We start from the raw sequence: 23,495 nt of genomic DNA, 5'->3' as shown, positions 1-23,495 counted from the left end.
GCCCCTTCACTTGGCGACGTTGCTCGTATCGATCGCCGTCTTGTAGTCGAACTCGGGCTTCAGCTCGTTGGCGGTGGCGATGGTCTCCCACGAGAACTTGAGGCGCTCCGGGCTCTCCTTGCCCCAGCCGAATTCCTTGCTGTGATCGTTGAAGACGAACTTCATCACCGCCTTCACGCTGCCCATGCAGTCGTCGAGCTCGACCTCGGGGAAGCGCGCCACGTGCAGCTTGCAGGCCTCTTCCGGATTGGCGGCGGCCCATTCGAAGGCCTCCTTGCTGGCGGCCAGGAAGCGCTTCACCAGGTCGGGCTTGTCCTGGATCATCTTGTCGGTGGTGATGAGCGTCGCGGCGTAGATCTTGAAGCCGACCTCGACGAAGGGCAGCGGCAGGATCTCCTGCCCCGCCTTCACCGCCGCCTTGTTGATGTAATAGTAATGGATCGAGTAGAACGGTGCCGCGTCGATGTTCTTGGCGATGAGCTGCGCCGCCATCGCGGCGCCATCCATGTTCGTCCAGATCAGCTTGTTGGGATCCGTCCCCGCCTTCTTGGCGACCTCGGGGAAGTAGAAGCGATGGCTGTTGCCCGGCGTGATGCCGATCTTCTTGCCTTCCAGCCCCTTGAAGTTGGTGATGCCCGAGCTCTTCAGCACGAACAGCGAATGCGGCGATTCGTTGTAGAGCACGGCAATGGTCTTGACCGGCACGTTGGTGCGCGCCCGCGCCGTCATCACCGCGGCAATGTCGGCGACGCCGAAATCGGCCGCGCCCGAGGCCACCTTGGTGACGGTGTCGCCCGAGCCGTAGCCACGGGTGATGGTGATGTCGATGCCGTGCTTGGCGTAGATGCCCTTGCTCCAGGCGCCGTAGTACATCGCGTGCTCGCCCGACGGGATCCAGTCGGTCTGGAAACGGACTTTGTCCTGCGCCATCGCCGGCAAGACCGAAAGCAGCGTCAGCGCAAGGGCCGCCAATCCGGTACGTCGGCGGAACGATGATGACTGCATGTATGCCTCCCTGTCCGTGTCGAGCACCGTTACGGAAGCAATTACGGTGCCACGCACCTGTCGCTAGGCAAGCCATCCCAGGGTCGCCGCGACCAGGACAGCATAGCGCGCCGTCTTGCCGATCGCGACCAGCACGACGAACGGAACCAAGGGCGTGCGCAGTGCCCCGGCCACCACGGTGAGGGCGTCCCCGCCGAACGGCAGCCAGGCGAACAGCAGGGACCACACGCCCCAGCGCGCGTACCAGCGCTCCACCCGCTCGTAGTCGCCCGGCTTCACCGGAAACCAGGACCTGTTACGGAAGCGTTCGATCAGCCGGCCCAGCACCCAGTTGACCACCGAGCCCAGCGTGTTGCCGACGCTCGCCACGGCCAGCAGCGTCGCCCACTGCGTCGGCTCGGCGACCAGCAGTCCCACCAGCACCAGTTCGGACTGAAAAGGAAAGACCGTGGCCGCCAGGAAGGCCGCCGCGAACAGGCCGGCGTGGCTGAGAAAGTAGGTGCTGGAGATGAAATCCATTGAGCCTTTAGCGCGTTGAAATCAGGGCCATTTCCTGAAGACCGCTTTCTGCGATTCGATGCAACACCTCCGTACAGGCGGCGTTGATCCGGCACAGCCCACGCTATTCACCAACACTGGAGGAACACCATGAAGAAGACCCTCGTCGCTCTCGCCGCGATCGCCGTGACCACCATCGGCGGTGCCGCCTTCGCGCAGACGATGCAGCCGAGCACGCCGGCCGGCCGCGACATGAACTCCATGCCGGGCCAGACCAGCAACCCGAATACCAATCTTCCGGCGACATCGTCGAATGCGACCGCAGCCGAGGCTGCCGTCAAGTCCCAGCTCGAAGCCAAGGGCTATAACGGCATCAAGTCGCTGACGCGCGATACGGCCGGCAACTGGACCGGCAAGGCCATGCGCAACAATGTCGAGGTTGCCGTCACGATGGATACCGCGGGCAATATCCGCGAGCAGTAGGAGCCACACCCTACTGGCATGCGGAAAGGCGGAGCGCCCTACCCCTCGTGGGGCGCTCCGTTCGCATGCGTGCGATTTAAAACGTAAATACGACGTAGCGCGCTCATCTCCGGCCACTAGGATGCAGGTTCCTGCGTTCATTTCATGAGGAAACCACCTGCATGCGCACCGTCAAGGACGTTACCTTCGACCTGCTCCGCAAGCTCGACCTTACGACGGTTGTTGGCAATCCCGGCTCGACGGAAGAGACATTCCTCAAGAATTTTCCCGACGATTTCACCTACGTGATGGCCCTGCAGGAAGCCAGCGTCGTCGGTATCGCCGACGGTATCGCCCAGGGCCTGCGCAAGCCCGTCATCGTCAACATCCATACCGGCGCCGGCATGGGCAATGCGATGGGCTGCATCGTCACCGCCTTCCAGAACAAGACCCCGCTGATCATCACCGCCGGCCAGCAGACCCGCGAGATGCTGATGCTGGAGCCGCTCCTCACCAACATCGAGTCGGTCAATCTCCCGCGCCCCTGGGTGAAGTGGGCCTATGAGCCGGCGCGCGCCGAGGACATTCCCGCCGCCTTCATGCGCGCCTATGCGACGGCGATGCAGCAGCCCTCCGGCCCCGTATTTCTCTCCCTGCCGCTCGACGACTGGGACAAGCCGATGCCGGAGGTCGATGCCTTCCGCACGATCGCCACGCGTGTCGGACCCGATCCGGTCCGCGTCGCCGAGTTCGCCGAGCGCATCAACGCCGCCAAGTCGCCCGTCATCGTCTACGGCTCGGATCTCGCCCGCAGCCAGGCGTGGAACGAGGGCATCCGCTTCGCCGAGACGCTGGGCGTCCCGGTCTGGACGGCGCCCTTCGCCGAGCGCTCGCCCTTCCCGGAAAACCACCGGCTGCATGCGGGCGCACTGCCGGCCGCGATCGGCCCGCTGGGCAAGAAATTCGAAGGCCACGACCTGGTGATCGTCATCGGCGCGCCGGTCTTCCGCTACTACCCTTATGTCGGCGGCGACTATGTGCCGAAGGGCACCCACCTCCTGCAGGTGACGGACGATCCGAACATGTCGTCCAAGGCGCCGATCGGCGACAGCCTGGTCTCCGATGCCAGGCTCTTCCTCGACGCGATCCAGCCCCTGGTGACGAAGCGGACCTCGTCCGTGTCCGCGCCGTTGCGCGCCGCACCGAAGAAGACCGACCTGACTGCGCAGCCGCTGGCGGGCGATGCGATCATAGCCGCCGTGCGTGATGCCTGCCCGTCCGACTATGTGCTGGTCGAGGAAGCCCCCTCGGTCGTGGCCGAGATGCAGGACCAGTTCCGCATCGACAAGCCCGACTGCTTCTACACCTTTGCCTCCGGCGGCCTGGGCTGGGACATGCCGGCCGCCGTCGGCCTCGCGCTGGCGGAGCGCAGCAGCGGCCGCAATCGTCCCGTCATCGCCCTGATGGGCGACGGCTCGTTCCAGTATTCGGTGCAGGCGCTCTACACCGCGGTGCAGCAAAAGGCGCATGTCGTGTTCGTGGTCCTGCAGAACCATGAATACGCCATCCTGAAATCCTTCGCCGAGCTCGAGGAGACGCCGAACGTGCCGGGCCTCGACCTGCCGGGCATCGACATCGAAGCCCTCTCAAAGGGCTATGGCGCGCCGGCGAAGCTGGCGAAGACCGGTGCGGAGGTGACCGCTGCCGTGGCCGAAGCCATCGCCCGCCCCGGCGCCAGCGTCGTGGTGGTTCCACTCACGCGGAAGCGTCACTCCTTGCTGTGAAGCGGGGTCGCCAACGGATTTGCCAGACGGTGAACCGCGCGCGATCGGCCGTAAGCGAAGTAGATCGCCAGGCCGATCGCGACCCAGACGATCAGCCGCGCCCAGGTCAGCGGCGACAGCCCGACCATGAGGCCGAGGCACGACAGGATGCCGAGCATCGGCACCCAAGGCATGGCCGGCACCCGGAACGGCCGGTGCGCATGCGGCTCCAGACGGCGCAGCCGCAGGACCGACGCACACACCATCAGGAACGAGAAGAGCGTGCCCACGCCCACCAGTTCGCTCAACGTCTCGATCGGCGCGACCGCCGCGACCACGGCGACGACGACGCCGATCAGGATCTGGCTCATCCAGGGCGTGCGCAGCTTCGGATGGATGCGACTGAAGACCGGCGGCATCAGCCCGTCCTGCGCCATGATCGCGAAGATGCGGCCCTGCCCGTAGAGCAACACGAGGATCGCCGTCGTGATGCCGATCAGCGCGCCGAGCTGGATGACCGTGGCGAGCCAGCCGATGCCCATGCGGTCCGCGGCCAGCCCGACCGGGGCGGCCACGTTCAGCTCCGGATAGGGCACGATGCCGACCAGCACGGCCGCCACCAGGATGTAGAGGATCGTCGACAGGATCAGTGCGCCCAGGATGCCGATCGGCATGTCGCGCTGCGGCCGTTTGGCTTCCTGCGCGCAGTTCGAGACCGCGTCGAAGCCGATATAGGTGAAGAACACCACCGAGGCGCCGTGCAGCACCCCGCTCCAGCCGAAGGTCCCGAAGGTGCCGGTGTTCGGCGGCACGAAGGGCTGCCAGTTGGCGACCGAGACGTGGCTGATGCCGAAGCCGATGAAGGCCAGGATCACGAGCAGCTTCAGCCCCACCATGAGATTGTTGATGAGCACCGATTCCCGCGTGCCCCGCACCAGCAGGAGGGTCAACAGCGCCACGACGGCCACGGCCGGGAGATTGGCGATGGCGGTCGTGGTCGTACCGTCGGCGAGCCGGACGATCTCGCCGGTCGAGGCCGACAGTCGTGGCGGGATGGCGAGGCCGACGGACGCCAGGGTGCCGCTGAAATAGCCCGACCAGCCGACGGCCACCGCGGCCGCCCCGATCGAGTATTCCAGGATCAGGTTCCAGCCGACCAGCCAGGCCATGAGCTGGCCCAGGCTGGCATAGGTATAGGTATAGGTGCTGCCGGAGACCGGCATCAGGGCCGCCAGTTCGGCATAGCAGAGACCGACGAAGGCGCAGGCGATGCCGGCCAGCACGAAGGACAGGATCACGGCGGGCCCGGCATAGAGCGCGGCGGCCGTCCCGGTCAGGACGAAGATGCCGGCGCCTATGATGGCGCCCACCCCCATGAAGACGATGCTGATCGGTCCCAGGACCTTGGGCAGCGGCACGCCATGCGCAGCCTGTGCCAGGATATCTGAAAGCAACTTACGCGACGCGGCGCCCTTGAAATTCATGCGGTTCCCCCGCTTCCCTCTTAGCAAGACCGGGACGGGCTCCCTATATAAACCGCATGCGCCCTACCCTGCTCACCCTCGTCTTCGTGATGGCCCTGGTCGCCGCGGCGGACACGGCCTTTGGCCAACTGGTGCCGGGATCGATCGGCAATGGCGGCCGCATGCCCGACACCATGTCGCCGGGTGCCCTGCTGCCACCCCCTGTGGCGCCGCCGGCGCCGGTCATGGCGCCACCACCTTCCCAGCCCAACACCTATTCGCTGCAACGCGACCGCCTGGAAAACCAGGGCTACAAGGTGCAGCGACTGGAAGAGCGCAACGACGGATCCTGGCGCGCCAGGGTCACGCGCGATCCCGTGCCGACGCGGCCGCAGGGCGTGCCCAAGCGGGTCACGATCCATCCCAATGGTCAGGTGATCGAGGAATATTGAGGCGGGTAATTACTGACCCGTCTTGATGTTCGCGTCCTTGATGACCTTCGCCCACTTCGGAATGTCGTTGGCGATGGCGGCGCGGGTCTCCTCGGGCGTGCTGCCGACGAGGTCGAGGCCCATGGCGGTGAACTTCTTCTCCATCTCGGGATCGGCGAGCACCTTCAGCGAATCCGCGCGCACCTTGTCGACGATCGGCTTGGGCAGGTTGGCCGGGCCCAGCAGCGCAAACCACGAGGTCGCCTCGAAGCCCGGGAAGCCCTGCTCCGCGAGCGTCGGCAGGTCCGGTGCGCTGGGCGTCCGCTTCAGCGACGTTACCGCGATACCGCGCACCCTGCCGTCGCGCACCAGCGGCATCGCAGCACCTGCGTTCTGGATGCCGACCTGGACCACGCCGCTCATGAGGTCGGCCATGTTCGCGCCGCGGTAGGGGATATGCTCCATCTTGATGCCGGCCAGGAAGCAGAACAGCTCGCCCGCAATGTGCTGCGGCGTACCGACGCCCGGCGTGCCGTAGGAAAGCTTGCCCGGATTGGCCTTGGCGTAGGCGATCAGTTCGGGGATCGTCTTCACCGGCAGGTCGTTGTTCACCATGAACAGCGACGGCATGACCAGTGAGGTCGAGATCGGGGTGAGATCCTTCAGCGGATCGAACGGCAGCGGCTGCAGCGACGGCAGGATCGTGATCGCCGCGTTGCCCGACCACATCAGCGTGTAGCCGTCGGGCGCCGCTTTGGCGACCCGGTCGACGCCGATGGCGCCCGAATTGCCGGCGATGTTCTCAACGATCACCGGTTGACCCCAAGCCTCGGCAAACTTCTGTGCGAACATCCGCGCCGTGACGTCCGTCGAGCTGCCCGCCGTGAATCCAACGACGATTTTAACCGGCTTGTCCGGCCAGCTGGCCTGCGCAAAGGCCGACGAGGCGAGGGCCAGAGGCGCAAGGGCCAGCGCGAGCACGCAGGCGAAGGCGGCGCGGATGTAGGAAACCATCGTGAAGTCCTCCGGGGGGATGCGGTCTTTGCCGCCTGACCCGGAGGTTATGGAGCTTGCATGCAGCCGGCAACTGCATCGCTGCTGCCAAGTCCGTGATGCGAAGTTTCGCGGCCTTCAGCTTGCCATCATTGCGACGTCATTGGGGCACAAGTCGAAAGGTGGCTGTAAGCACTGCGTGCGATAACTACATCTTGTTTCGGAGGTATATTTTTTGGCTCTCTCTCATCCCGTAGACACTCACGTCGGAAGCCGGCTGCGCCAACGCCGAGCGCTTCTTGGCATGAGCCAGACCGACCTCGGCAAGGCCGTGGGTCTCACCTTCCAGCAAGTCCAGAAATACGAGCGCGGCTTCAATCGCATCAGCTCGAGCCGTCTGTTCGAATTCTCCAAGGTCCTCGACGTTCCCGTCTCGCACTTCTTCGACGGCATAGACGCCTCCGCCGGCAGCACCAAGCGAAAGCCGGGCCGTCCCAAGGCCACTGAAAAGCAGGCCGATGCCGATCTCAACACCAAGCGCGAGACGCTCGAGCTGGTCCGTGCCTACTACAAGATCCGCAGCAAGAGCCTGCGGACGAAGACCCGCGACCTGATCGAGGCCCTGGCCCGAGATTAAGCGGCCGGGATTGACAGGATCTCGAAACATCCGGCCCTTGGCAGCGTTGAGGAGGCCCCGCCTCCTCTTTCTGCCCAGCGCGCCGGAGATTCGATCATGTTCCGTCCCCTGTCTCTCACCGCCGCGCTTCTGCTCGCACCCGCCGTTGCCGCCTGCAACGACGGGCCGCCGCTGAAAGCACCGCCTCCCGACGCCCCCATGTCGACGGTTCGCTATCAGTGCCAGCAGAACAAGACGATCGTGGCGGACTACTACGACGGCAAATCGAGCGTCGGCACCGATGGGCGCCCCATTCCCGGCGGCCGCGTCGTGGTTCAGCTGAGCGATGGCCGCAAGTTCAGCCTGCCGCAGACCCTCTCGGGCTCCGGCATTCGCTACGCCGATTCGAGCGGCAGCGTCGTCTTCTGGAGCAAGGGCGACACGGCCTTCGTCGAGGAAGGCGCCAGCCAGACGGTGACCTACCGCGACTGCGTGCAGAAGCGTTGACGCGAAGCCGTCAGCGGCGACCGGCCAGCGCGCGGTTCTCCAGGCGGCTCAAGAGTCGCACGACCGGCCAGAGCAGCAGGAAGTAGATCACCGCGGCCATCACGATCGGCGTCGGATTGTAGGTGATGCTCTGCGCCTGCCGCGCCTCGTAGAGCAGCTCCGGCACGGCGACGACCGAGCCCAGCGAGGTGAGCTTCACCACTTCCAGCGTGTTGGAGAGCAGGTCGGGCATCACGTTGCGCACCGCCTGGGGCAGCACGACATACCGCATGGCCTGCATCCGGCTGAGGCCGGTGGAGCGCGCCGCCTCGACCTGTCCCGCCGGGACGGAGTCGATGCCGGCGCGGAAGATCTCGCCGTAATACGAGCCGGTGTTGAGGAAGAAGGCGATCGCCACGCAGGCGAAGCCGCCCAGCTCGAGCCCGGCAAACGGCAGGCCCGCGAACAGCAGGATCAGCAGCACCAGCGGCGGGAAGGCTCGGAAGAAGTCGACCCAGGCCATCAGCGGCCAGCGCACCAGAGGATGCCTGATCGAGGCGAGCAACGCCAGGATCAGGCCGCCCAACAGGCCGAGCGGCACCACGATCAACGACAGCAGGATCGTGTTCCAGAGGCCCGTCAGCACGATCGGCCAGGCCGCCTTCATGATCTCGATGTTGAAGAAGGCCTCGATCATCGCTTCCACGCGAACTTGGTCTCGATCCAGCGCGCCGCGACGACCACGGGCAGGAACAGGACGACATAGGCCGCCGCGCCCATCATCAGCGGCGAGGGATTGTAGGAATTGGACATCGCCGAGCTCGCCTGTCCCAGGATCTCGGTGACGGCCACGACGGTGCCGAGCGCGGTGCCCTTTGTGATCGAGATGGTGCGATTGGTCAGCGGCGGAATGGTGAGCCGGAAGGCCTGCGGCAACACCACGTTGAACAGCGTCTGGCCGAACGACAGCCCGGTCGAACGCGAGGCCTCCCACTGGCCCTTCGGGATCGAGGTGATGCCGGCCCAGAAGATCTCCTCGGAGAAAGCCATCAGCACGAAGGCGAGCGACAGCCAGGTCGAGACGAAGCCCGAGGGCGACGGACCTGCATAGGGCAGGCCGAAGTACATCAGGACGATGATGACCAGGGGCGGCAGGGACCGGAACAGGTCGACGATGAAGATGATCAGCCAGTTGATTGGCCGGATGGCGAGGCTGCGCAGCAGGGCGAGCGCCAGCCCCGCCCCGAGGCCCGTGACGACGATCAGTAATGCGAGCTCAATGGTCACGACCATGCCGGACAGGATGTCCGGCAGATACTTCCACATGACCTTCGCGTTGAAGAAGGTCTCGACGAACTTGTCCCAGCCGCTCATTGCCGTGCGGCCCTCAATGCCGCTGGATCTGGCCGATGAAGGCGCGCGTGCGTTCGTGGGTCGGATTCTCGAAGATCGCGGCGGGCGGCCCCTGCTCCACGATCAGTCCGTGGTCCATGAACACGACCCGGTCGGCGGCGTTGCGCGCGAAGCTCATCTCATGGCTGACCACGATCATGGTCATGCCGCTTTCGCGCAGGCCGCGCATCACCTCGAGCACCGAGCCGACAAGTTCGGGATCGAGCGCGCTCGTCGGCTCGTCGAACAGCATCACGCGGGGCTCAAGCGCGATCGAGCGCGCGATGGCGACCCTCTGCTGCTGGCCGCCCGAGAGCTGGCCCGGCGTATGGTCGGCGCGGTCGGCGAGGCCGACGCGCTCCAAGGCAGCGCGTGCCAGCGTATCGGCTTCCGCACGGCTCTTGCCCGCCACCTTGCGCAGCGCCAGCGTGACGTTCCCCAGCGCCGTCATGTGCGGATAGAGATTGAAGGACTGGAACACCATGCCGATGCGACGGCGGGCATGGTTGATGTCGGTCTTCGGGTCGAGCATGTCGATGCCGTCGACCACGATCGAGCCGGAAGACGGCTCCTCCAGCCGGTTGAGGCAGCGCAGCAAGGTCGACTTGCCGGACCCCGACGGTCCGATCACGAACACAAGCTCGCGCTCATCCACTTTCAGATCGACGCCCTTCAGGACGTGAAGGGTGCCGAAATGCTTATGGATGGCACGCGCATCGACGATGTGGCTGTTCACGGGACTCATGTCGTTTCAAGCGGAGCAAAAAGCAATCGAGGGGCCCTGCCGACACCGGAAAGGCCCCTCGGTCTGCAGTTTCAGGAGGATGGACTCAGCCGCCGCACTTCAGCTCATGCGGCGTCGGATCGTAGCCCGGCATGCCCGGCACGCCGTAGCCCGGCGTGACCACGACCGCGAGATCGTCGGGACCCGGCTTCTTGCCGAACCACTTCTCGTAGAACTTGGCCATCGTGCCGTCCTTCTTCATGCAGTCGAGCGCATCCTGCAACTCGGCGCGAAGCTCGGGCTTGTCCTTCGGCACGGGCGCGGCCCAATGGGCGCGCGTTTCCGCGAGCTCGAGGTCGGCGATGAACTGCGGGTTCTTCGACGCGGCATAGACGATGGTCGTGTTGCCGCCGAGCGTGGCGTAGGCGCGGCCGGAGAGAACCGCCTGCGTGGCGTCGGGCTGCGTGTCATAGACCTGCACGGTGAAGCCATGCTCCTCGCCCATCTTCTTGGCGAGCGTCTCGTAGGGCGTGCCCTTGTTCACGGAGACGGCCTTGCCCTTGAGGTCGGCCCAGCTCTTGATCGGCGCACTGCCCTTCTTGATGCCGAACTGGAAGGCGGTCCACAGATAGCCCGCCGTGAACAGCATGTTCTCGGCGCGCTCCTTGGTGACGGTCGTCGGCGCGGCGATGAAGTCGTAGCGGCCGGACTGCATGCCCGGGATCAGAGTCGAGAAGCTCACGGCATCGATCGTGATGTCGCGCTTCATGCGCTTGGCCACTTCGGTGAAGACGTCGATCTGGAAGCCTTCGACGCCACCGCCGAGCTTCGGCATGGCATGCGGGGCGAAGGTGCCGTCGACGCCGGTGCGCAACGGCGGCTTCTTGTCCTGGGCGAGCGCCGGGCTCGCGCACATCAGGGCGGCGATCGCGATCGCGGCAAAACGGCGTTGCATCTTCAAGGCGCTATTCCTTCCCATAAAATCCCCAGAACACGACGTTAGATCAGGCGTTGTTGAATAGCAATTTACAGGCCATCCTAGGGCTATGCCCGACCGCATCCTCGTCATTAATCCCAACTCCACCGAAGCCGTCACGCGCGGCATCGACGTCGCCATGGAACCGCTGCGCATGGCCGGCGGCCCGGCCATCGAATGCGTCACCTTGAAAGAAGGTCCGCCCGGCATCGAGAACCAGGGCCATGTCGAACAGGTCGTCGGACCGATCGGCGCGATGGTCAAGAAGCGCGACAACGATTGCTCCGCTTTCGTCATCGCCTGCTATTCCGATCCCGGCCTGCATGCCGCGCGCGAACTCACGACCAAGCCGGTGCTGGGCATTGCCGAGTGCGGCATCCTGACCGCCCTCACCCTGGGCCAGCGCTTCGGCGTCATCTCGATCCTGCGGAAGTCGATCCCGCGCCACCTGCGCTATGTCGGCCAGATGGGCCTGAACGATCGCATGGCCGGCGACCGCGCGATCGGTCTCGGCGTGGTCGAACTTGCCGACGAGGCCCGCACCTTCAGCCGCATGGCCGAAGTCGCTGCCGAATTGCGTGACGAGGATGGCGCCGACGTTCTGGTGATGGGCTGCGCCGGCATGGCCCGCTACCGCGACCGCCTGCAGCGCCATGTCGGCCTGCCCGTCGTCGAGCCGAGCCAGGCCGCGGTCTCGATGGCCATCGGCCGCAGCCGGCTCAACTGGTCCTAGCCGCTTATTCGGCAGCCGCCGCCTTCACGACCGGCGCCGCCGGGAACTCCATGCGGTCGTTGGTGCGGCAATAGCGGTCGGCGAACATGCGGCCGACCGGCTGGTACTTGTCCATGTAGACGCGCTTGGCCTTGTCGTCCCACAGCTCGTCGCGGATGTGGAAGCGCAGGCCCTCGCCGATCACGAGCTGCCGGTCGTCCTTCACGTTGATGACCTGCCAGGTCTTGCATTCCATCGCCCATGGCGCATCGGCCAGGCGTGGCGTCTTGATGTCGACCGACGGCGCGAGCTTCAGCCCGAGATAGTCGGGCTCGCCGACGTTCGGCGGAAAGTCGCCGCTCGATTCGTGCATCTTGAGCGCCAGCGGCTCGTCGGTCAGGTTGACCACGAACTCACCGGTGCGCTCGATGTTGGTCCAGGTGTCCTTGAGGCGCCCGTCCGGCCGCTTGTTGATCGCGAACATGCAGAGCGGCGGGTCTTCGGCGAAGACGTTGAAGAAGCTGAACGGCGCGGCATTGACCGTGCCCGTCGGCCCAACGGTGGTCACCCAGGCGATCGGGCGCGGCAGCACGAAGGCGGTCAGGACCTTGTAACGCTCGTGCGGCGTCAGGTCGTCGGAAGCGTATTGCATTTCTTCTATCCTCAGTTCGACGGTTCGACTTTGACGCCGGTGCGCTCGCTGATGAGCTTGTAGTGCTCCGGGCGGCGATGCTTGGCGAAGTTGAAGGTGGTGTTGCGGATGTACTCGCCGAGTCCGAGGTCGCAATCGTAGGAGATGACCTCGTCTTCCTCGGTCGTGCCCTTGGCCACGATCTCGCCGGTCGGCGCGACAATCACTGAGCCGCCATGCAGCCAGAACCCGTCTTCCTTGCCGGCCTTCGCCGTCGCCACGACCCAGATGCCGTTCTGGTAGGCAGCTGCCTGCAGCGACAGCATGTGGTGGAACACGCGCAGATAGGGCGGCTCATGCGGCGCATAGACGTTGTCGCTCGGCGTGTTGTAGCCCAGCACCACCATCTCGGCGCCCTTCAGCGCCATGACGCGGAAGGTCTCGGGCCAGCGGCGATCGTTGCAGATGCATTGACCGACGATCACCTCGTCCTTGAACATCTTCCAGACGTTGAAGCCGAGATTGCCGACCTCGAAATACTTCTTCTCGAGATGCTGGTACGGCACGGTCGGCCGATGCTCGTCATGGCCCGGCAGGTGGACCTTGCGGTACTTGCCGATCAACCGGCCGTCCGGTCCCACGAGGATCGACGTGTTGAAGTGATGCGTCGAACCCTCTTCCTCTGTGCGCTCGGCATAACCCAGGTAGAAGCCGATCCCCTTCTCGCGCGCCAACTCGAACAGCGGCAGCGTCTCGGGGCTCGGCATCTGGCTCTCGAAATACTTCTCGACCTCGTTCGGATCTTCCATCCAGTAGCGCGGGAAGAAGGTCGTCAGCGCCAGTTCCGGGAACACGATGAACTTGGAGCCGCGGCTGTCGGCTTCCTTCAGCATCTCGATCATGCGCTTGACCACGCTCGCGCGGCTGTCGGCGAGATTGATCGGACCCAGCTGGGCGGACGAGACTTTCAGACGGCGGGACACTTGCTTCACTCCTCTAGAACAGCGGCTTCAAACCGAAGCGCGACATGGCCTGCAGTTCGGGCGTGCTCTGCCCAATGGGCTTGGACGAATCGGGCGAGGCGCAGGGCAGGAACTGGCCCGAGCCGCGCTCGGCGTTCAGCTTGCCATCCTCGACCACCACTCGGCCGCGGCTCACGACGGTGATCGGCCAGCCCTTGATCTGGCGGCCCTCGTAGGGCGTGTAGCCGACATTGTCGTGCAGGTCCTTCCAGCTGACCGTCACGTCCTTGTCGGCATCCCAGATCGCGAAGTCGGCGTCGGAGCCGACAGCGATCGTGCCCTTGCGGGGATAGAGGCCGTAGAGCTTGGCGTGGTTGGCCGAGGTCAGCGCCACGAACTGTTGCAGGGTGATACGTCCCTTCTGGACGCCTTCCGAGAACAGCATCGGCAGCCGGATCTCGATGCCGGGCACGCCGTTCGCCATTTCCTTGAAGGTCGTCTTGTCACCCTTGGGGATCTTGCCGCCGGCATTGAACTGGTAGGGCGCGTGGTCGGACGAGAAGGTCTGGAACGTGCCGTCCTTCAGCGCCGCCCACACCGCCTCCTGCGCCGCCGAATCGCGCGGCGGCGGGCTGCAGCACCACATGGCGCCCTCGACACCGGGCTTGTCCATGTCGTCGGCCGTCAGCGCGATGTATTGCGGGCAGGTCTCGCCGAAGATCTTCAGCCCCTTCTTCTGGGCCTGGCGCAGCGTCTCGATCGCCTCGATCTCCGACATGTGCACCAGCAGTAGCGGCGCATCGACCAGCCGCGCCAGCGAGATCGCACGGTTGGTGGCCTCGGCTTCGGCAAGGCGCGCATGGGCGATGGCGTGGAACTTCGGCGCGCCGTGGCCCTGTTCGACCAGGTGATGTGCCAGCCACTGGATCATGTCGTGATTCTCGGCATGGACCATGACCAGCGCGCCGTCGCGCCGCGCCACGGAAAGGATGTCGAGGATCTGGTAATCGCTGACCTTCATCGCATCGTAGGTCATGTAGATCTTGAACGAGGTGTAGCCGTCCTTGATTAGCGCCGGCAGTTCCTGCCCCAGCGCCTGCGGCGTCGGATCGGTGACGATCAGGTGGAAGGCGTAGTCGATCACCGCCTTCGGCGTCGCCGCCTCGTGATACTCGTTCACCACCTGCCGCAGCGACATGCCGCGATGCTGGGCGGCGAAGGGAATAACGGTCGTGGTACCGCCGAATGCGGCCGAGACGGTGCCGGTATAGAAATCGTCGGCGCACATCACGCCCATGCCCGACTTCTGCTCGATGTGGCAGTGGCTGTCGACGCCGCCCGGCAGCACGAACTTGCCGCCGGCATCGATCTCCCGCGTGCCCTTGCCCTTGAGATCCGGACCGATCTCGACGACCTGGCCATCCTTGACGGCGATGTCCCCCTCGGTCTGGCGCTCGGCCGTGACGATGCGGGCGTTACGGACGATCAATTCATACTCAGCCATGTTCTCCTACTCCGCCGCCTTGGCGAGACGGCCCGCGGTCGCCAGACGCCGGTCGAGGCGCGCGATCATTCCTTCGAGTTCCGACTTGTCCGCCGCCGTCAGCGACGAGCCTGGCGCACGCTGCTTGGGGCTCTTGATGGCGCCGCGGCGGAACAGGACTTCCTTGCGCAGTGCGAGCCCGATCGCCGGCTGCACCTCATGGCGCACCAGCGGCAGATAGATGTCGAACAGGTCTTCCGCCTCCTCGGCCTTACCCTTGGTGAAGAGCTCGTAGACCTGCACCAGCATTTCGGGCCAGGCGAAGCCGGTCATCGCGCCGTCGGCGCCGCGCCGCATCTCCTGCGGATAATAGAGACCGCCATTGCCGACCAGGATCGAGACACGGCGGCGGCCCGGCTTCTTCTCGCCCTCGCGCACCTTCGTGAGCTTGGCGAGACCCGGCGCATCCTCGTGCTTCAGCATGACGAGCTGCGGGAAGTCGTCGACCAGCCGCTCGAACACGTTGACCGGCAGGTAGACACCGGTGGTCTGCGGGTAGTCCTGGTAGACGACGGGAATGTCGGGACCCAGCGCCTGGAAGACCTGCGCATAGTAATTGTAGATGCCCTCGTCGCCCTTGAGGCCCGGCGGCGGCGCGACCATCACGCCGGACGCGCCGGCGATCATCGCCTCGTGCGAGAGGCGGCGGACATTCTCGAGCCCGGCATGGCTCACGCCCACGATCACCTGCCGGCCCTGCGCCCGGCCGATCACACGATTGACGACCGAGAGGGATTCCTCGGCGGTCAGCTTGTGTGCCTCACCCATCATTCCGAGGAGGGTGAAACCATGTACGCCACAACCCAAATAAAAATCGGTCAACGTGTCGACACTCTGCAGGTCGATCGCGCCCTCATCGGTGAAGGGTGTGGCGGCAATGATGTAGACGCCTTTTGCCTGCTCGTTCAGCTTTCCTGATGACATCGTCGACGCTCCCCGGCGCGGTTCTTGCAACACCCTGACATGACGTTGCAGCGATCATGCCAGCCACCGGGCGCTTGTCGAGCGACGCGGCGTCGGCCAGTGTTATTACCCGAAGAGGGGCAGGTTTCGAAGTAAATGGCGCGGCATATCGCCCATCGATTGATGATATCCCTCCCGGTGCTGCTGGGGGTGCTGCTCATCGGCTTCCTGCTGCTGCAGGTCGTGCCCACCGATCCGGCAACCGTCGTCGCCGGGCCGACCGCGACCAAGGCGGAGATCGACGCGATCCGCAACGATCTCGGCCTCAACGAGCCGCTCTGGGTCCAGTTCGGCCGCTATCTCGGCCGCGTCCTGCAGCTCGATCTCGGCCGCTCGATGATCTCCAATCGCGCCGTGGTCGACGAGATCGCCCTCACCCTCTGGCCGACCATCGAGCTGATGCTGGCCTGCCTGGTCTGGGCCGTGCCGCTCGGCATCACCTTGGGCACGCTGGCGGCGCGGCGCCGCGGTACCGCGATCGATCGCGCCATCATGGCGCTCTCGGTGATGGGCGTGTCGGTGCCGATCTTCTGGGTCGGTCTGCTGCTGATCCAGTATGTCGGCGGCGCCGGCCTGCTGCCCTTCCAGGGACGCAACGGCCCGATCTGGACCGCCGACGGCTTCATGAGCATCATCCTGCCGTCGATCACGCTGGGCTCCGTCTTCGTCGGCCCGGTCGCCCGCATGACGCGCACGTCATTGCTGGAGACTCTGGGCGCCGACTATGTCCGCACCGCCCGCGCCAAGGGTGCCTCGGACTGGCGCGTCACCATCCGGCATGCGTTGCGCAACGCCATGATCCCTGTGGTCACCCTGGTCGGCCTGCAGATCGGCTTCCTGCTGGGCGGCTCGATCGTCACCGAGACCATGTTCGCCTGGCCAGGCGTCGGTCGCATGGCGGTCGGCGCCATCACCTCGAGCGACTTTCCGCTGGCGCAGGGCGCGATCCTGATCCTTGCCGTAGGCTTCATGGCCATCAACCTCGTGGTCGACGTGCTCTACGCCTATCTCGATCCCAGGATCGCCCGCGGATGACCGACGCCGCCCTCCCGCTGCAAAGCCAGGCCGACCAGCGCGCCATCGCCGCGATCCGGCGAAAGAATGCGATCTGGCGCCGCATTCTGCGCGATCCGCCGGCGGCGATCGCGGCCTTCTTCCTCATCGTGATCGTCGGCGCCGCGATCCTCGCGCCCTGGATCGCACCGTTCGATCCCTACGCCTCCAACATGCGGATGCGCCTCTGCCCGATCGGCGGCGCACGCTGCCCCGATTTCCTGCTGGGCGCCGACAACCAGGGCCGCGACATGCTGAGCCGCATCCTGTTCGGCCTGCGCGCCACCCTGGGGATCGGCATCATCGCCGTGCTGGTCGGCGGCGGTCTCGGCGCGCTGATCGGTCTGTGCGCCGCCTATTTCAAGCGCCTCGACCAACCGCTGATGCGCCTGGTCGACGTGCTGCTCTCCTTCCCGTCGATCCTGTTCGGCCTCGCCATCGCGGCGGTGATGGGCACCGGCCTCTTCTCCCTCGTCGTGGCCCTCAGCATCGCCTCGGTGCCGTCGATCGCGCGCATCTCGCGCGGTGCGGCGCAGTCGATCATGCAGCAGGAATACATGGAGGCCGGCCGTGCCGTGGGCCTCGGCGACGGCGCGCTGATCTGGCGCTACCTCGCCCTCAACTGCTGGCCGACCATCCTGATCTACATGACCCTGCAGCTGGGACAGGCGATCCTGCTGGGCGCCGCGCTCTCGTTCCTCGGCCTCGGTGCGCAACCGCCGACCGCAGAGCTCGGCAGCATGGCCTCCGATGGCCGCAAGTTCCTGTCGATCGCGCCGCATGTCTCGACCCTGCCCTGCGCGGCGATCTTCCTCGTGGTTCTCGCATTCAATGTCCTGGGCGACGCCCTACGCGACGCTCTCGATCCGAAGTTGAGGCAATAAACGTTGAGACAACAGGAGGTGTGGGCATGAGAAAACTGACATTGGCGGCGCTGGCCGCCGTGGCCTTGGCGGGTGTTGCAGCGCCGGCGATGGCACAGAAGAACGTGACGATCGTGCGCGAGATCGACACCGATCGCTACGATCCGCACAAGTCGACCGCCCGCTCGGGCGCCGAGGTTATCTACATGATGGGTGACACGATGGTGAACCTCGACTTCGACATGAAGACGTTGAAGCCGGGCCTCGCCACGAGCTGGACGGTCTCGCCCGACGGCCTCACCTACACCTTCAAGCTGCGTGACGACGTCACCTTCTGCAGCGGCAAGAAGATGACCGCGAAGGACGTGGTCGCCACCTATGAGCGCTGGCTCGATCCCGAGACCAAGGGTCTCGTGAAGTGGCGCATGGGCGATGTCGACAAGATCACCGCGCCCGACGATGTCACGGTCGAGTACAAGCTCAAGAAGCCGTTCTCCGAGCTGCTCTACCAGATGACGCAGTACTTCCACACGGTCCTGAACGTCGACCAGACCAAACAGCTCGGCGCCGACTTCGGCGTGAAGGGCTTCGACGGCACCGGCCCCTACTGCTTCGAAAGCTGGACGCCGCGCGATTCGACCGTGCTGACCAAGCACAAGGGCTACAAGTGGGGGCCGCCGATCTACGACTACACCGAGGCGCAGGTCGACAAGGTGACCTGGAAGGTGGTCCCTGAGGAGAACACCCGCGTCACCGCGCTGCAGGCCGGCCAGGCCGATGCCAGCCAGTACGTTCCCTACTGGTCGATCAAGGAACTGCAGGCCAACAAGAACCTCTCGGTGACCAAGGCCGAGAACTTCTTCTGGACCTACTTCATTGGCTTCAAGGTCGACAAGGAACTGGTCAACGACGTGCGCGTGCGCCAGGCGATGAACCTCGCGGTCGACCAGAAGGCGATCACCGAGGCCGTGACCTTCGGCTTCGCCGACCCGGCCTCGACGATGCTGATGCCCAACGTCCTCGACTTCAACGGCAAGCTCAACAAGGCGGCCTACGGCGAGAACCTCAAGGAAGCCGACAAGCTGCTCGACGAGGCCGGCTGGAAGAAGGGTCCGGACGGCTTCCGCTACAAGGACGGCAAGAAGCTGGCGCCGCTGATCTACGGCATCTCCGGCGCCTTCAAGGAGATCGCCGAGGCCGTGCAGGGCGACCTGCGCAAGGTCGGCATCGACCTGCAGATCCAGCTGTTCGACGCGACGGTCGCCTGGGGCAAGCTCGCCACGCAGGAGTTCGACGCCTTCGGCATGAGCTTCCCCTATGTGAGCGCCGGCGACGCGCTGAACCTCTACTTCCGCTCGACCAATGCGCCGACCCCGAACCGCATGAACTGGAAGGACAAGGAAACCGACGAGCTGCTCGACAAGGGCTCGACGGCGCTCGACGAGGCCACGCGCGCCGCATCCTACCAGGCTGTCCAGCAGAAGGTGCACGATGCCTTCGTCTGGATCCCACTGTTCCACGAGCCGCTGTTCGTCGTGGCGGGCTCCAAGCTGAAGCCCATCAAGGCGCACGGCAACTATGGCTGCGGCTTCTATAAGGGCCTGGGCATCGCGTTCAAATAGCTAGCAGCTCGCCAAGCAAACGGAGTGAAACGTTCATGAAGACGACCAAGATCGCCGGCCTCGACCACGTCGTTGCGTGGGACGAGGCGGAAGGGCGGCACGTCTATCTCGAAAATGCCGATCTCGTGTTCAAGGGCAACGAGATCGCCCATGTCGGACCGGGCTACACGGGCCCGGTCGACACGAATATCGACGGCAAGGGGATGATGGCCATCCCCGGCCTCGTCAACGTGCACAGCCATCCGTTCTCGGAGCCGGCCAACAAGGGCCTCACCGAGGAGTACGGTAGCGACAAGCTGGGCCAAAGCTCGCTCTACGAATACCTGACAGTGTTCGGCCTCAATCCCGAGGACGCCGGCCCCTCCTCCAAGGTCGCAGTGTCGGAGCTGCTGAAGAGCGGCGTCACCACCATCACCGACCTGTCGATGGCGCGCCCCGGCTGGGCCGACGACCTCGCCTCGACGGGCATCCGCGCCGTCGTCTGCCCGATGATGCGCCAGGGCGTCTGGTACACCAAGAACGGCCATACGGTTGAGTATGCCTGGGACGAGAAGGCCGGCGAGAAGGCCTTCGAGGCCTCGATGGCGACGCTCGACGAAGCCGCCAAGCATCCGAGCGGCCGCCTCTCCGGCATGGTCGGCCCGGCGCAGATCGACACCTGCCGCGAGGGCTTCTTCAAGGAGGCCCTGCAGGAAGCCAGGCGCCGCGGCCTGCCGATGCAGACCCATGCCTGCCAGGCCGTCGTCGAATTCCACGAGATGGTCCATCGCCACGGCAAGACGCCGATCGAATGGCTCGACTCGATCGGCGTGCTGGGGCCCGATCTGATCATCGGTCACGGCATCTTCCTGAACGACCATCCACAGATCCACTATCCGCATGCCAACGACTTCGAGCGGCTGCGCGACTCCGGCGCGTCTGTGGCGCATTGCCCGACCGTGTTCGCGCGGCGCGGCATGGTGATGAATTCGATCGGCCGCTACATGGAGGCGGGCATCACGGTCGGCATCGGCACCGACACCTTCCCGCACAATATGCTCGATGAGATCCGGCTGGTCTGTTACCTCGCCCGCGTCTTCACCATGAACTACAAGATGGGCACGACGCGGCACGCCTTCGAGGCGGCCACGGTCGGCGGCGCCAAGATGCTGCGCCGGCCCGATCTCGGACGACTGGCACCCGGCTGCAAGGCCGACTTCTCGCTGGTCGACATGAGCCATCCCTACATGCAGCCGGCGCACGAGCCGGTGCGCAGCCTGATCTACTCGGCGAGCGACCGCGCCATCCGTCACGTCTATGTCGACGGCCAGCAGGTGGTGAAGGACGGCAAGGTCCTGACCGTTGATGTCGAAGCGGCAACTGCCGGACTGGTTGAAGGCCAGCGCAAGCGGCTTGAAACGGTCAGCCAGCGCGATTGGGCCGGCCGCACCGCCGACCAGCTCGCGCCGCCGGTCTACGGCACGCGCGACCGGCTCCCGCAGTCACGGCCGGTGACGTGAGGCGCGCGCGTTGAGCGGCACGACTCCTCTGCTCGAAGTGAAGGGCCTGCGCACGGAGTTCCGCTCCGGCGGCAGCTCGTTCGCGGCTGTCGACGGCATCAGCTTCTCCCTCGCACCGGGGGAGACGCTGGGCATCGTGGGCGAATCGGGCTGCGGCAAGTCGGTGACGTCGCTCTCGATCATGCGGCTGGTGCCCAACCCACCCGGCAGGATCACCGCGGGCGAGATCAAGCTGGAAGGTCGCAATCTCCTCGACCTGCCGGAAAGCGACATGCGCGCCGTCCGCGGCGACGACATCGCGATGATCTTCCAGGAGCCGATGACCAGCCTCAACCCGGTGCAGACCGTGGGCGAGCAGATCGTCGAGGCCGTGCAGCTCCATCGTTCGCTGAGTGCCGCCGACGCCCGTGCACGCGCACTCGAAATGCTGCGGCTGGTGAAGATCCCCTCGCCCGAGACGCGGCTCGACGAGTATCCGCACCAGCTCTCCGGCGGCATGCGCCAGAGGGTGATGATCGCCATGGCGCTGGCCTGCGACCCCAAGCTGCTGATAGCCGACGAACCCACGACGGCGCTCGACGTCACCATCCAGGCGCAGATCCTCGACCTGCTGCGCGACCTGCGCGAGCGCACGGGTGCCGCCATCATGCTGATCACCCACGATCTCGGCGTGGTCGCCGAACTCGCCCATCGCGTGATCGTCATGTATGCCGGCCGCATCGTCGAGGAAGCGCCGGTCGGTCTCCTGTTCGCCGATCCGCAGCACCCCTATACGCTCGGCCTCCTCGGTTCGATCCCGCGATTGGGCAGTGATGGCGACGAGCGCCTCACCGCCATCGAGGGCGTGGTCCCCAATCCCTACGCCCTGCCGCCTGGCTGCCGCTTCAGTCCGCGCTGCGCCCTCGCCGATGCGCGTTGCCAGGCCGAGCAGCCGACCTTGCGCGAGATCACCCCCGGCCATCGTGCCGCCTGCTGGAAGGCGCCGCTCGATCTCGTCCTCGCCGAGGCCGCCGAATGAGCACCGAGCCCCTGCTCTCCGTCACCGGCCTCGCCAAGCACTTCCCGGTGAAGCGCGGCATCGTCTTCCAGAGCGCGGTCGGCACCGTGCGCGCCGTCGACGGCCTCACCTTCGACGTGGCGCCGGGCGAGACGCTGGCACTGGTCGGTGAATCAGGCTGTGGCAAGTCGACGACGGGCCGGCTGATCCTGCGCCTGATCGAGGCCACTGAGGGAACGATCCGCTTCGCCGGCCGCGACGTGCGCGGCCTCTCCCGCGGCGCCCTGCGCGACCTGCGCCGCGACATGCAGATCATCTTTCAGGACCCCTACGCCTCGCTGAACCCGCGCCTCACCGTGGGCGAGACGCTGGCCGAGCCGCTGCGCCTGCACGACCTCGCCTCGGGCGCGGCCCTGCGCAAGCGCATCGACGAGCTGCTGGGCGAAGTCGGTCTCTCCGCCTGGCATGCGCTGCGCTATCCGCACGAATTCTCCGGCGGCCAGCGCCAGCGCATCGGCATCGCCCGGGCGCTGGCCTCGCAGCCCAAGCTGATCGTCTGCGACGAACCGGTCTCGGCGCTCGACGTGTCGATCCAGGCGCAGGTGATCAACCTGATGCAGGACCTGAAGCACAAGTTCGGCCTCTCCTACATCTTCATCGCCCACGATCTCGCCGTCGTGCGCCACATCTCCGATCGCGTCGCCGTCATGTATCTCGGCAAGATCGTCGAGCTGGCACCCAAGCGCAGCCTGTTCGCCCGCCCGCGCCATCCCTATACGCAGGCCCTGCTCTCGGCGGTCCCAGTGCCAGATCCCACGGCGCAACGCGCCCGCATCCGCCTGGCCGGCGACGTGCCGAGCCCCCTCAATCCCCCCAAGGGCTGCCGCTTCCACACGCGCTGCGCCCACGCCCAGGATCGCTGCCGCATGGAGGAGCCGCTGCTGCGTCCGGTAGGCGCCGAAGGCCAGATCGTGGCCTGCCACTTCGCCGAAAGCATCGTGCCGCCCACCCTGGTGCCGGAGAACGACCCACCCTACGCGCGTCGTCTGGCCGCCCTGCGCAAGCTTTCCGCAGCCGCCTGACACCCGTCGTCAGCCGAGCAAAATCACTTCCTCGACGGAAGCGTCCAGGACCAGATCGTCGAATGATCCAAGGTGCCAGAGGCAATTCACGTCGAGCGTGAGGATCGGACTGTCCCACCATCGCGCGATGATGTCTTGCAGAGCGTCGGCTTCGACGGCCCCCAGATGGTCGGTGAAATTGAACAAGCCGATGAGGTAGAGGTCCGTTTCCGGTCTTCCGAGAACTCGCTGGATCTGGCGAAGGATGTTGGTTCCCTCGCGACACTCGGGATAGACGCGCAGGTAGAGGCGACCGACATTGATGTTGCCGGAAAACAGGCCACGCACTTCGACGCGCAGTCGCCGCAGCTGCTTCAGGGCGAGTCGCCTGCGATCATCGAAGACGTATGGGACATCCTTCGACAACGATCCGCAGATCGTTGCGTGGAGCTTCTCCCGGCGCTTCGGCAGGAGGCCCCAGGCAATCTTGTGCGCAAACGGCGCTTCTCTGAGTTCGCGCTCCAGCGCCTGATACGCAGCGGATTTCTCCAGCGTTTCAGGAGGAACCGGCAACACCAGCGAGAAGGCGCGCTCGTGCCTGCCCATCCGGTAGCTCGCTCCGGGCCGCGACGCGATGACATCGGGATGTTCCGGTGCGATCAGCGGCAGATGAGCGAGGCGATAGGGTTCGTCCAGCAGGAGCTTCTCTCCGCGGACGAACCGCGTCCTGCTCCTCAGGTAGCCGAGCTCGGCATCGGGGCAGAAAACGTCCACGCCGCT

25 protein-coding genes are annotated in these 23,495 nt (G+C 65.5%); 12 read left to right on the top strand and 13 right to left on the bottom strand.

Annotated features, from left to right (window positions below; genetic code table 11):
• Window positions 1-6: 6 nt before the first annotated feature.
• Window positions 7-1,005, bottom strand: a complete 999-nt coding sequence (locus AC1ROX_RS17905) for an ABC transporter substrate-binding protein (protein WP_493127543.1) — start codon at window positions 1,003-1,005, stop codon at window positions 7-9.
• Between the two features lie 63 nt (window positions 1,006-1,068).
• Window positions 1,069-1,524: a YqaA family protein gene (locus AC1ROX_RS17900; protein WP_493127541.1), complete on the bottom strand. Its 456-nt coding sequence runs from the start codon at window positions 1,522-1,524 to the stop codon at window positions 1,069-1,071.
• Between the two features lie 129 nt (window positions 1,525-1,653).
• On the opposite strand from AC1ROX_RS17900, the gene AC1ROX_RS17895 reads away from it, so the two are divergent.
• Window positions 1,654-1,986, top strand: a complete 333-nt coding sequence (locus AC1ROX_RS17895) for a hypothetical protein (protein WP_493127539.1) — start codon at window positions 1,654-1,656, stop codon at window positions 1,984-1,986.
• A 161-nt stretch (window positions 1,987-2,147) separates the two neighbouring features.
• Window positions 2,148-3,749, top strand: coding sequence for a benzoylformate decarboxylase (gene mdlC / locus AC1ROX_RS17890; RefSeq protein ID WP_493127537.1), 1,602 nt, complete (start codon window positions 2,148-2,150; stop codon window positions 3,747-3,749).
• On the opposite strand, the gene AC1ROX_RS17885 is transcribed toward mdlC, so the two are convergent.
• Window positions 3,734-5,212, bottom strand: coding sequence for an amino acid permease (locus AC1ROX_RS17885; protein WP_493127535.1), 1,479 nt, complete (start codon window positions 5,210-5,212; stop codon window positions 3,734-3,736). The genes mdlC and AC1ROX_RS17885 overlap by 16 nt on opposite strands.
• A gap of 56 nt (window positions 5,213-5,268) precedes the next feature.
• Here AC1ROX_RS17885 and AC1ROX_RS17880 point away from each other — a divergent pair, with 56 nt between their 5' ends.
• On the top strand, window positions 5,269-5,643 hold the full coding sequence (locus AC1ROX_RS17880; protein WP_493127533.1) for a hypothetical protein: 375 nt from the start codon (window positions 5,269-5,271) through the stop codon (window positions 5,641-5,643).
• Window positions 5,644-5,652: 9 nt separating this feature from the next.
• On the opposite strand, the gene AC1ROX_RS17875 is transcribed toward AC1ROX_RS17880, so the two are convergent.
• Window positions 5,653-6,636 (bottom strand): Bug family tripartite tricarboxylate transporter substrate binding protein, encoded by a 984-nt coding sequence (locus AC1ROX_RS17875; protein ID WP_493127531.1) that lies wholly within the window; start codon window positions 6,634-6,636, stop codon window positions 5,653-5,655.
• A gap of 214 nt (window positions 6,637-6,850) precedes the next feature.
• Between AC1ROX_RS17875 and AC1ROX_RS17870 the strand changes: the two genes are divergently transcribed.
• The gene (locus AC1ROX_RS17870; RefSeq protein WP_493127529.1) at window positions 6,851-7,252 is read left to right on the top strand and encodes a helix-turn-helix domain-containing protein; all 402 of its coding nucleotides are present in this window, start codon (window positions 6,851-6,853) and stop codon (window positions 7,250-7,252) included.
• A gap of 96 nt (window positions 7,253-7,348) precedes the next feature.
• A complete protein-coding gene (locus AC1ROX_RS17865; protein ID WP_493127527.1) occupies window positions 7,349-7,738 on the top strand; it encodes an MliC family protein in 390 nt (129 codons plus the stop codon).
• Between the two features lie 10 nt (window positions 7,739-7,748).
• On the opposite strand, the gene AC1ROX_RS17860 is transcribed toward AC1ROX_RS17865, so the two are convergent.
• The 4 genes from AC1ROX_RS17860 to AC1ROX_RS17845 all read right to left on the bottom strand — a co-directional run bounded on the left by AC1ROX_RS17860 (window position 7,749) and on the right by AC1ROX_RS17845 (window position 10,788).
• Window positions 7,749-8,414: an amino acid ABC transporter permease gene (locus tag AC1ROX_RS17860; protein WP_493127663.1), complete on the bottom strand. Its 666-nt coding sequence runs from the start codon at window positions 8,412-8,414 to the stop codon at window positions 7,749-7,751.
• The gene (locus AC1ROX_RS17855; protein WP_493127525.1) at window positions 8,411-9,091 is read right to left on the bottom strand and encodes an amino acid ABC transporter permease; all 681 of its coding nucleotides are present in this window, start codon (window positions 9,089-9,091) and stop codon (window positions 8,411-8,413) included. The genes AC1ROX_RS17860 and AC1ROX_RS17855 overlap by 4 nt, the downstream gene beginning before the upstream one ends.
• 13 nt (window positions 9,092-9,104) lie before the next feature.
• On the bottom strand, window positions 9,105-9,854 hold the full coding sequence (locus AC1ROX_RS17850) for an amino acid ABC transporter ATP-binding protein (RefSeq protein WP_493127523.1): 750 nt from the start codon (window positions 9,852-9,854) through the stop codon (window positions 9,105-9,107).
• A gap of 85 nt (window positions 9,855-9,939) precedes the next feature.
• Window positions 9,940-10,788 (bottom strand): transporter substrate-binding domain-containing protein, encoded by an 849-nt coding sequence (locus AC1ROX_RS17845; RefSeq protein WP_493127521.1) that lies wholly within the window; start codon window positions 10,786-10,788, stop codon window positions 9,940-9,942.
• Between the two features lie 91 nt (window positions 10,789-10,879).
• On the opposite strand from AC1ROX_RS17845, the gene AC1ROX_RS17840 reads away from it, so the two are divergent.
• A complete protein-coding gene (locus tag AC1ROX_RS17840) occupies window positions 10,880-11,542 on the top strand; it encodes an aspartate/glutamate racemase family protein (RefSeq protein WP_493127519.1) in 663 nt (220 codons plus the stop codon).
• Window positions 11,543-11,546: 4 nt separating this feature from the next.
• Here AC1ROX_RS17840 and AC1ROX_RS17835 read toward each other — a convergent pair whose 3' ends face one another.
• From AC1ROX_RS17835 to AC1ROX_RS17820, 4 genes are read right to left on the bottom strand one after another with little or no spacing between them, the layout of a single operon-like run.
• Complete coding sequence (locus AC1ROX_RS17835) at window positions 11,547-12,173, bottom strand: flavin reductase family protein (protein WP_493127517.1); 627 nt, start codon at window positions 12,171-12,173, stop codon at window positions 11,547-11,549.
• Between the two features lie 11 nt (window positions 12,174-12,184).
• Window positions 12,185-13,135, bottom strand: a complete 951-nt coding sequence (locus AC1ROX_RS17830; RefSeq protein ID WP_493111116.1) for an N-carbamoyl-D-amino-acid hydrolase — start codon at window positions 13,133-13,135, stop codon at window positions 12,185-12,187.
• A 13-nt stretch (window positions 13,136-13,148) separates the two neighbouring features.
• Window positions 13,149-14,618, bottom strand: coding sequence for a dihydropyrimidinase (gene hydA / locus AC1ROX_RS17825; protein WP_493127515.1), 1,470 nt, complete (start codon window positions 14,616-14,618; stop codon window positions 13,149-13,151).
• Between the two features lie 6 nt (window positions 14,619-14,624).
• Window positions 14,625-15,581 (bottom strand): dihydrodipicolinate synthase family protein, encoded by a 957-nt coding sequence (locus AC1ROX_RS17820; protein ID WP_493127513.1) that lies wholly within the window; start codon window positions 15,579-15,581, stop codon window positions 14,625-14,627.
• Window positions 15,582-15,716: 135 nt separating this feature from the next.
• On the opposite strand from AC1ROX_RS17820, the gene AC1ROX_RS17815 reads away from it, so the two are divergent.
• The 6 genes from AC1ROX_RS17815 to AC1ROX_RS17790 are packed head-to-tail and all read left to right on the top strand — an operon-like array spanning window position 15,717 to window position 22,736.
• Complete coding sequence (locus AC1ROX_RS17815; protein WP_493127512.1) at window positions 15,717-16,655, top strand: ABC transporter permease; 939 nt, start codon at window positions 15,717-15,719, stop codon at window positions 16,653-16,655.
• Entirely contained in the window at window positions 16,652-17,557 is a 906-nt protein-coding gene (locus AC1ROX_RS17810; protein ID WP_493127510.1) for an ABC transporter permease, read from the top strand. The genes AC1ROX_RS17815 and AC1ROX_RS17810 overlap by 4 nt, the downstream gene beginning before the upstream one ends.
• 26 nt (window positions 17,558-17,583) lie before the next feature.
• Window positions 17,584-19,158, top strand: a complete 1,575-nt coding sequence (locus tag AC1ROX_RS17805; RefSeq protein WP_493127508.1) for an ABC transporter substrate-binding protein — start codon at window positions 17,584-17,586, stop codon at window positions 19,156-19,158.
• A 35-nt stretch (window positions 19,159-19,193) separates the two neighbouring features.
• Window positions 19,194-20,657, top strand: coding sequence for an amidohydrolase family protein (locus tag AC1ROX_RS17800; RefSeq protein WP_493127506.1), 1,464 nt, complete (start codon window positions 19,194-19,196; stop codon window positions 20,655-20,657).
• Between the two features lie 10 nt (window positions 20,658-20,667).
• The gene (locus tag AC1ROX_RS17795) at window positions 20,668-21,675 is read left to right on the top strand and encodes an ABC transporter ATP-binding protein (protein WP_493127504.1); all 1,008 of its coding nucleotides are present in this window, start codon (window positions 20,668-20,670) and stop codon (window positions 21,673-21,675) included.
• Window positions 21,672-22,736, top strand: coding sequence for an ABC transporter ATP-binding protein (locus AC1ROX_RS17790; protein WP_493127502.1), 1,065 nt, complete (start codon window positions 21,672-21,674; stop codon window positions 22,734-22,736). The genes AC1ROX_RS17795 and AC1ROX_RS17790 overlap by 4 nt, the downstream gene beginning before the upstream one ends.
• A gap of 9 nt (window positions 22,737-22,745) precedes the next feature.
• On the opposite strand, the gene AC1ROX_RS17785 is transcribed toward AC1ROX_RS17790, so the two are convergent.
• Window positions 22,746-23,489 (bottom strand): hypothetical protein, encoded by a 744-nt coding sequence (locus AC1ROX_RS17785; protein WP_493127500.1) that lies wholly within the window; start codon window positions 23,487-23,489, stop codon window positions 22,746-22,748.
• Window positions 23,490-23,495 lie beyond the last annotated feature (6 nt).

The organism is Reyranella sp. GW821-FHT14A01 (genome assembly GCF_058803965.1).
The sequence above is the reverse complement of the archived record's forward strand: the minus strand, read 5'-3'. Positions and strand labels throughout refer to the sequence as shown.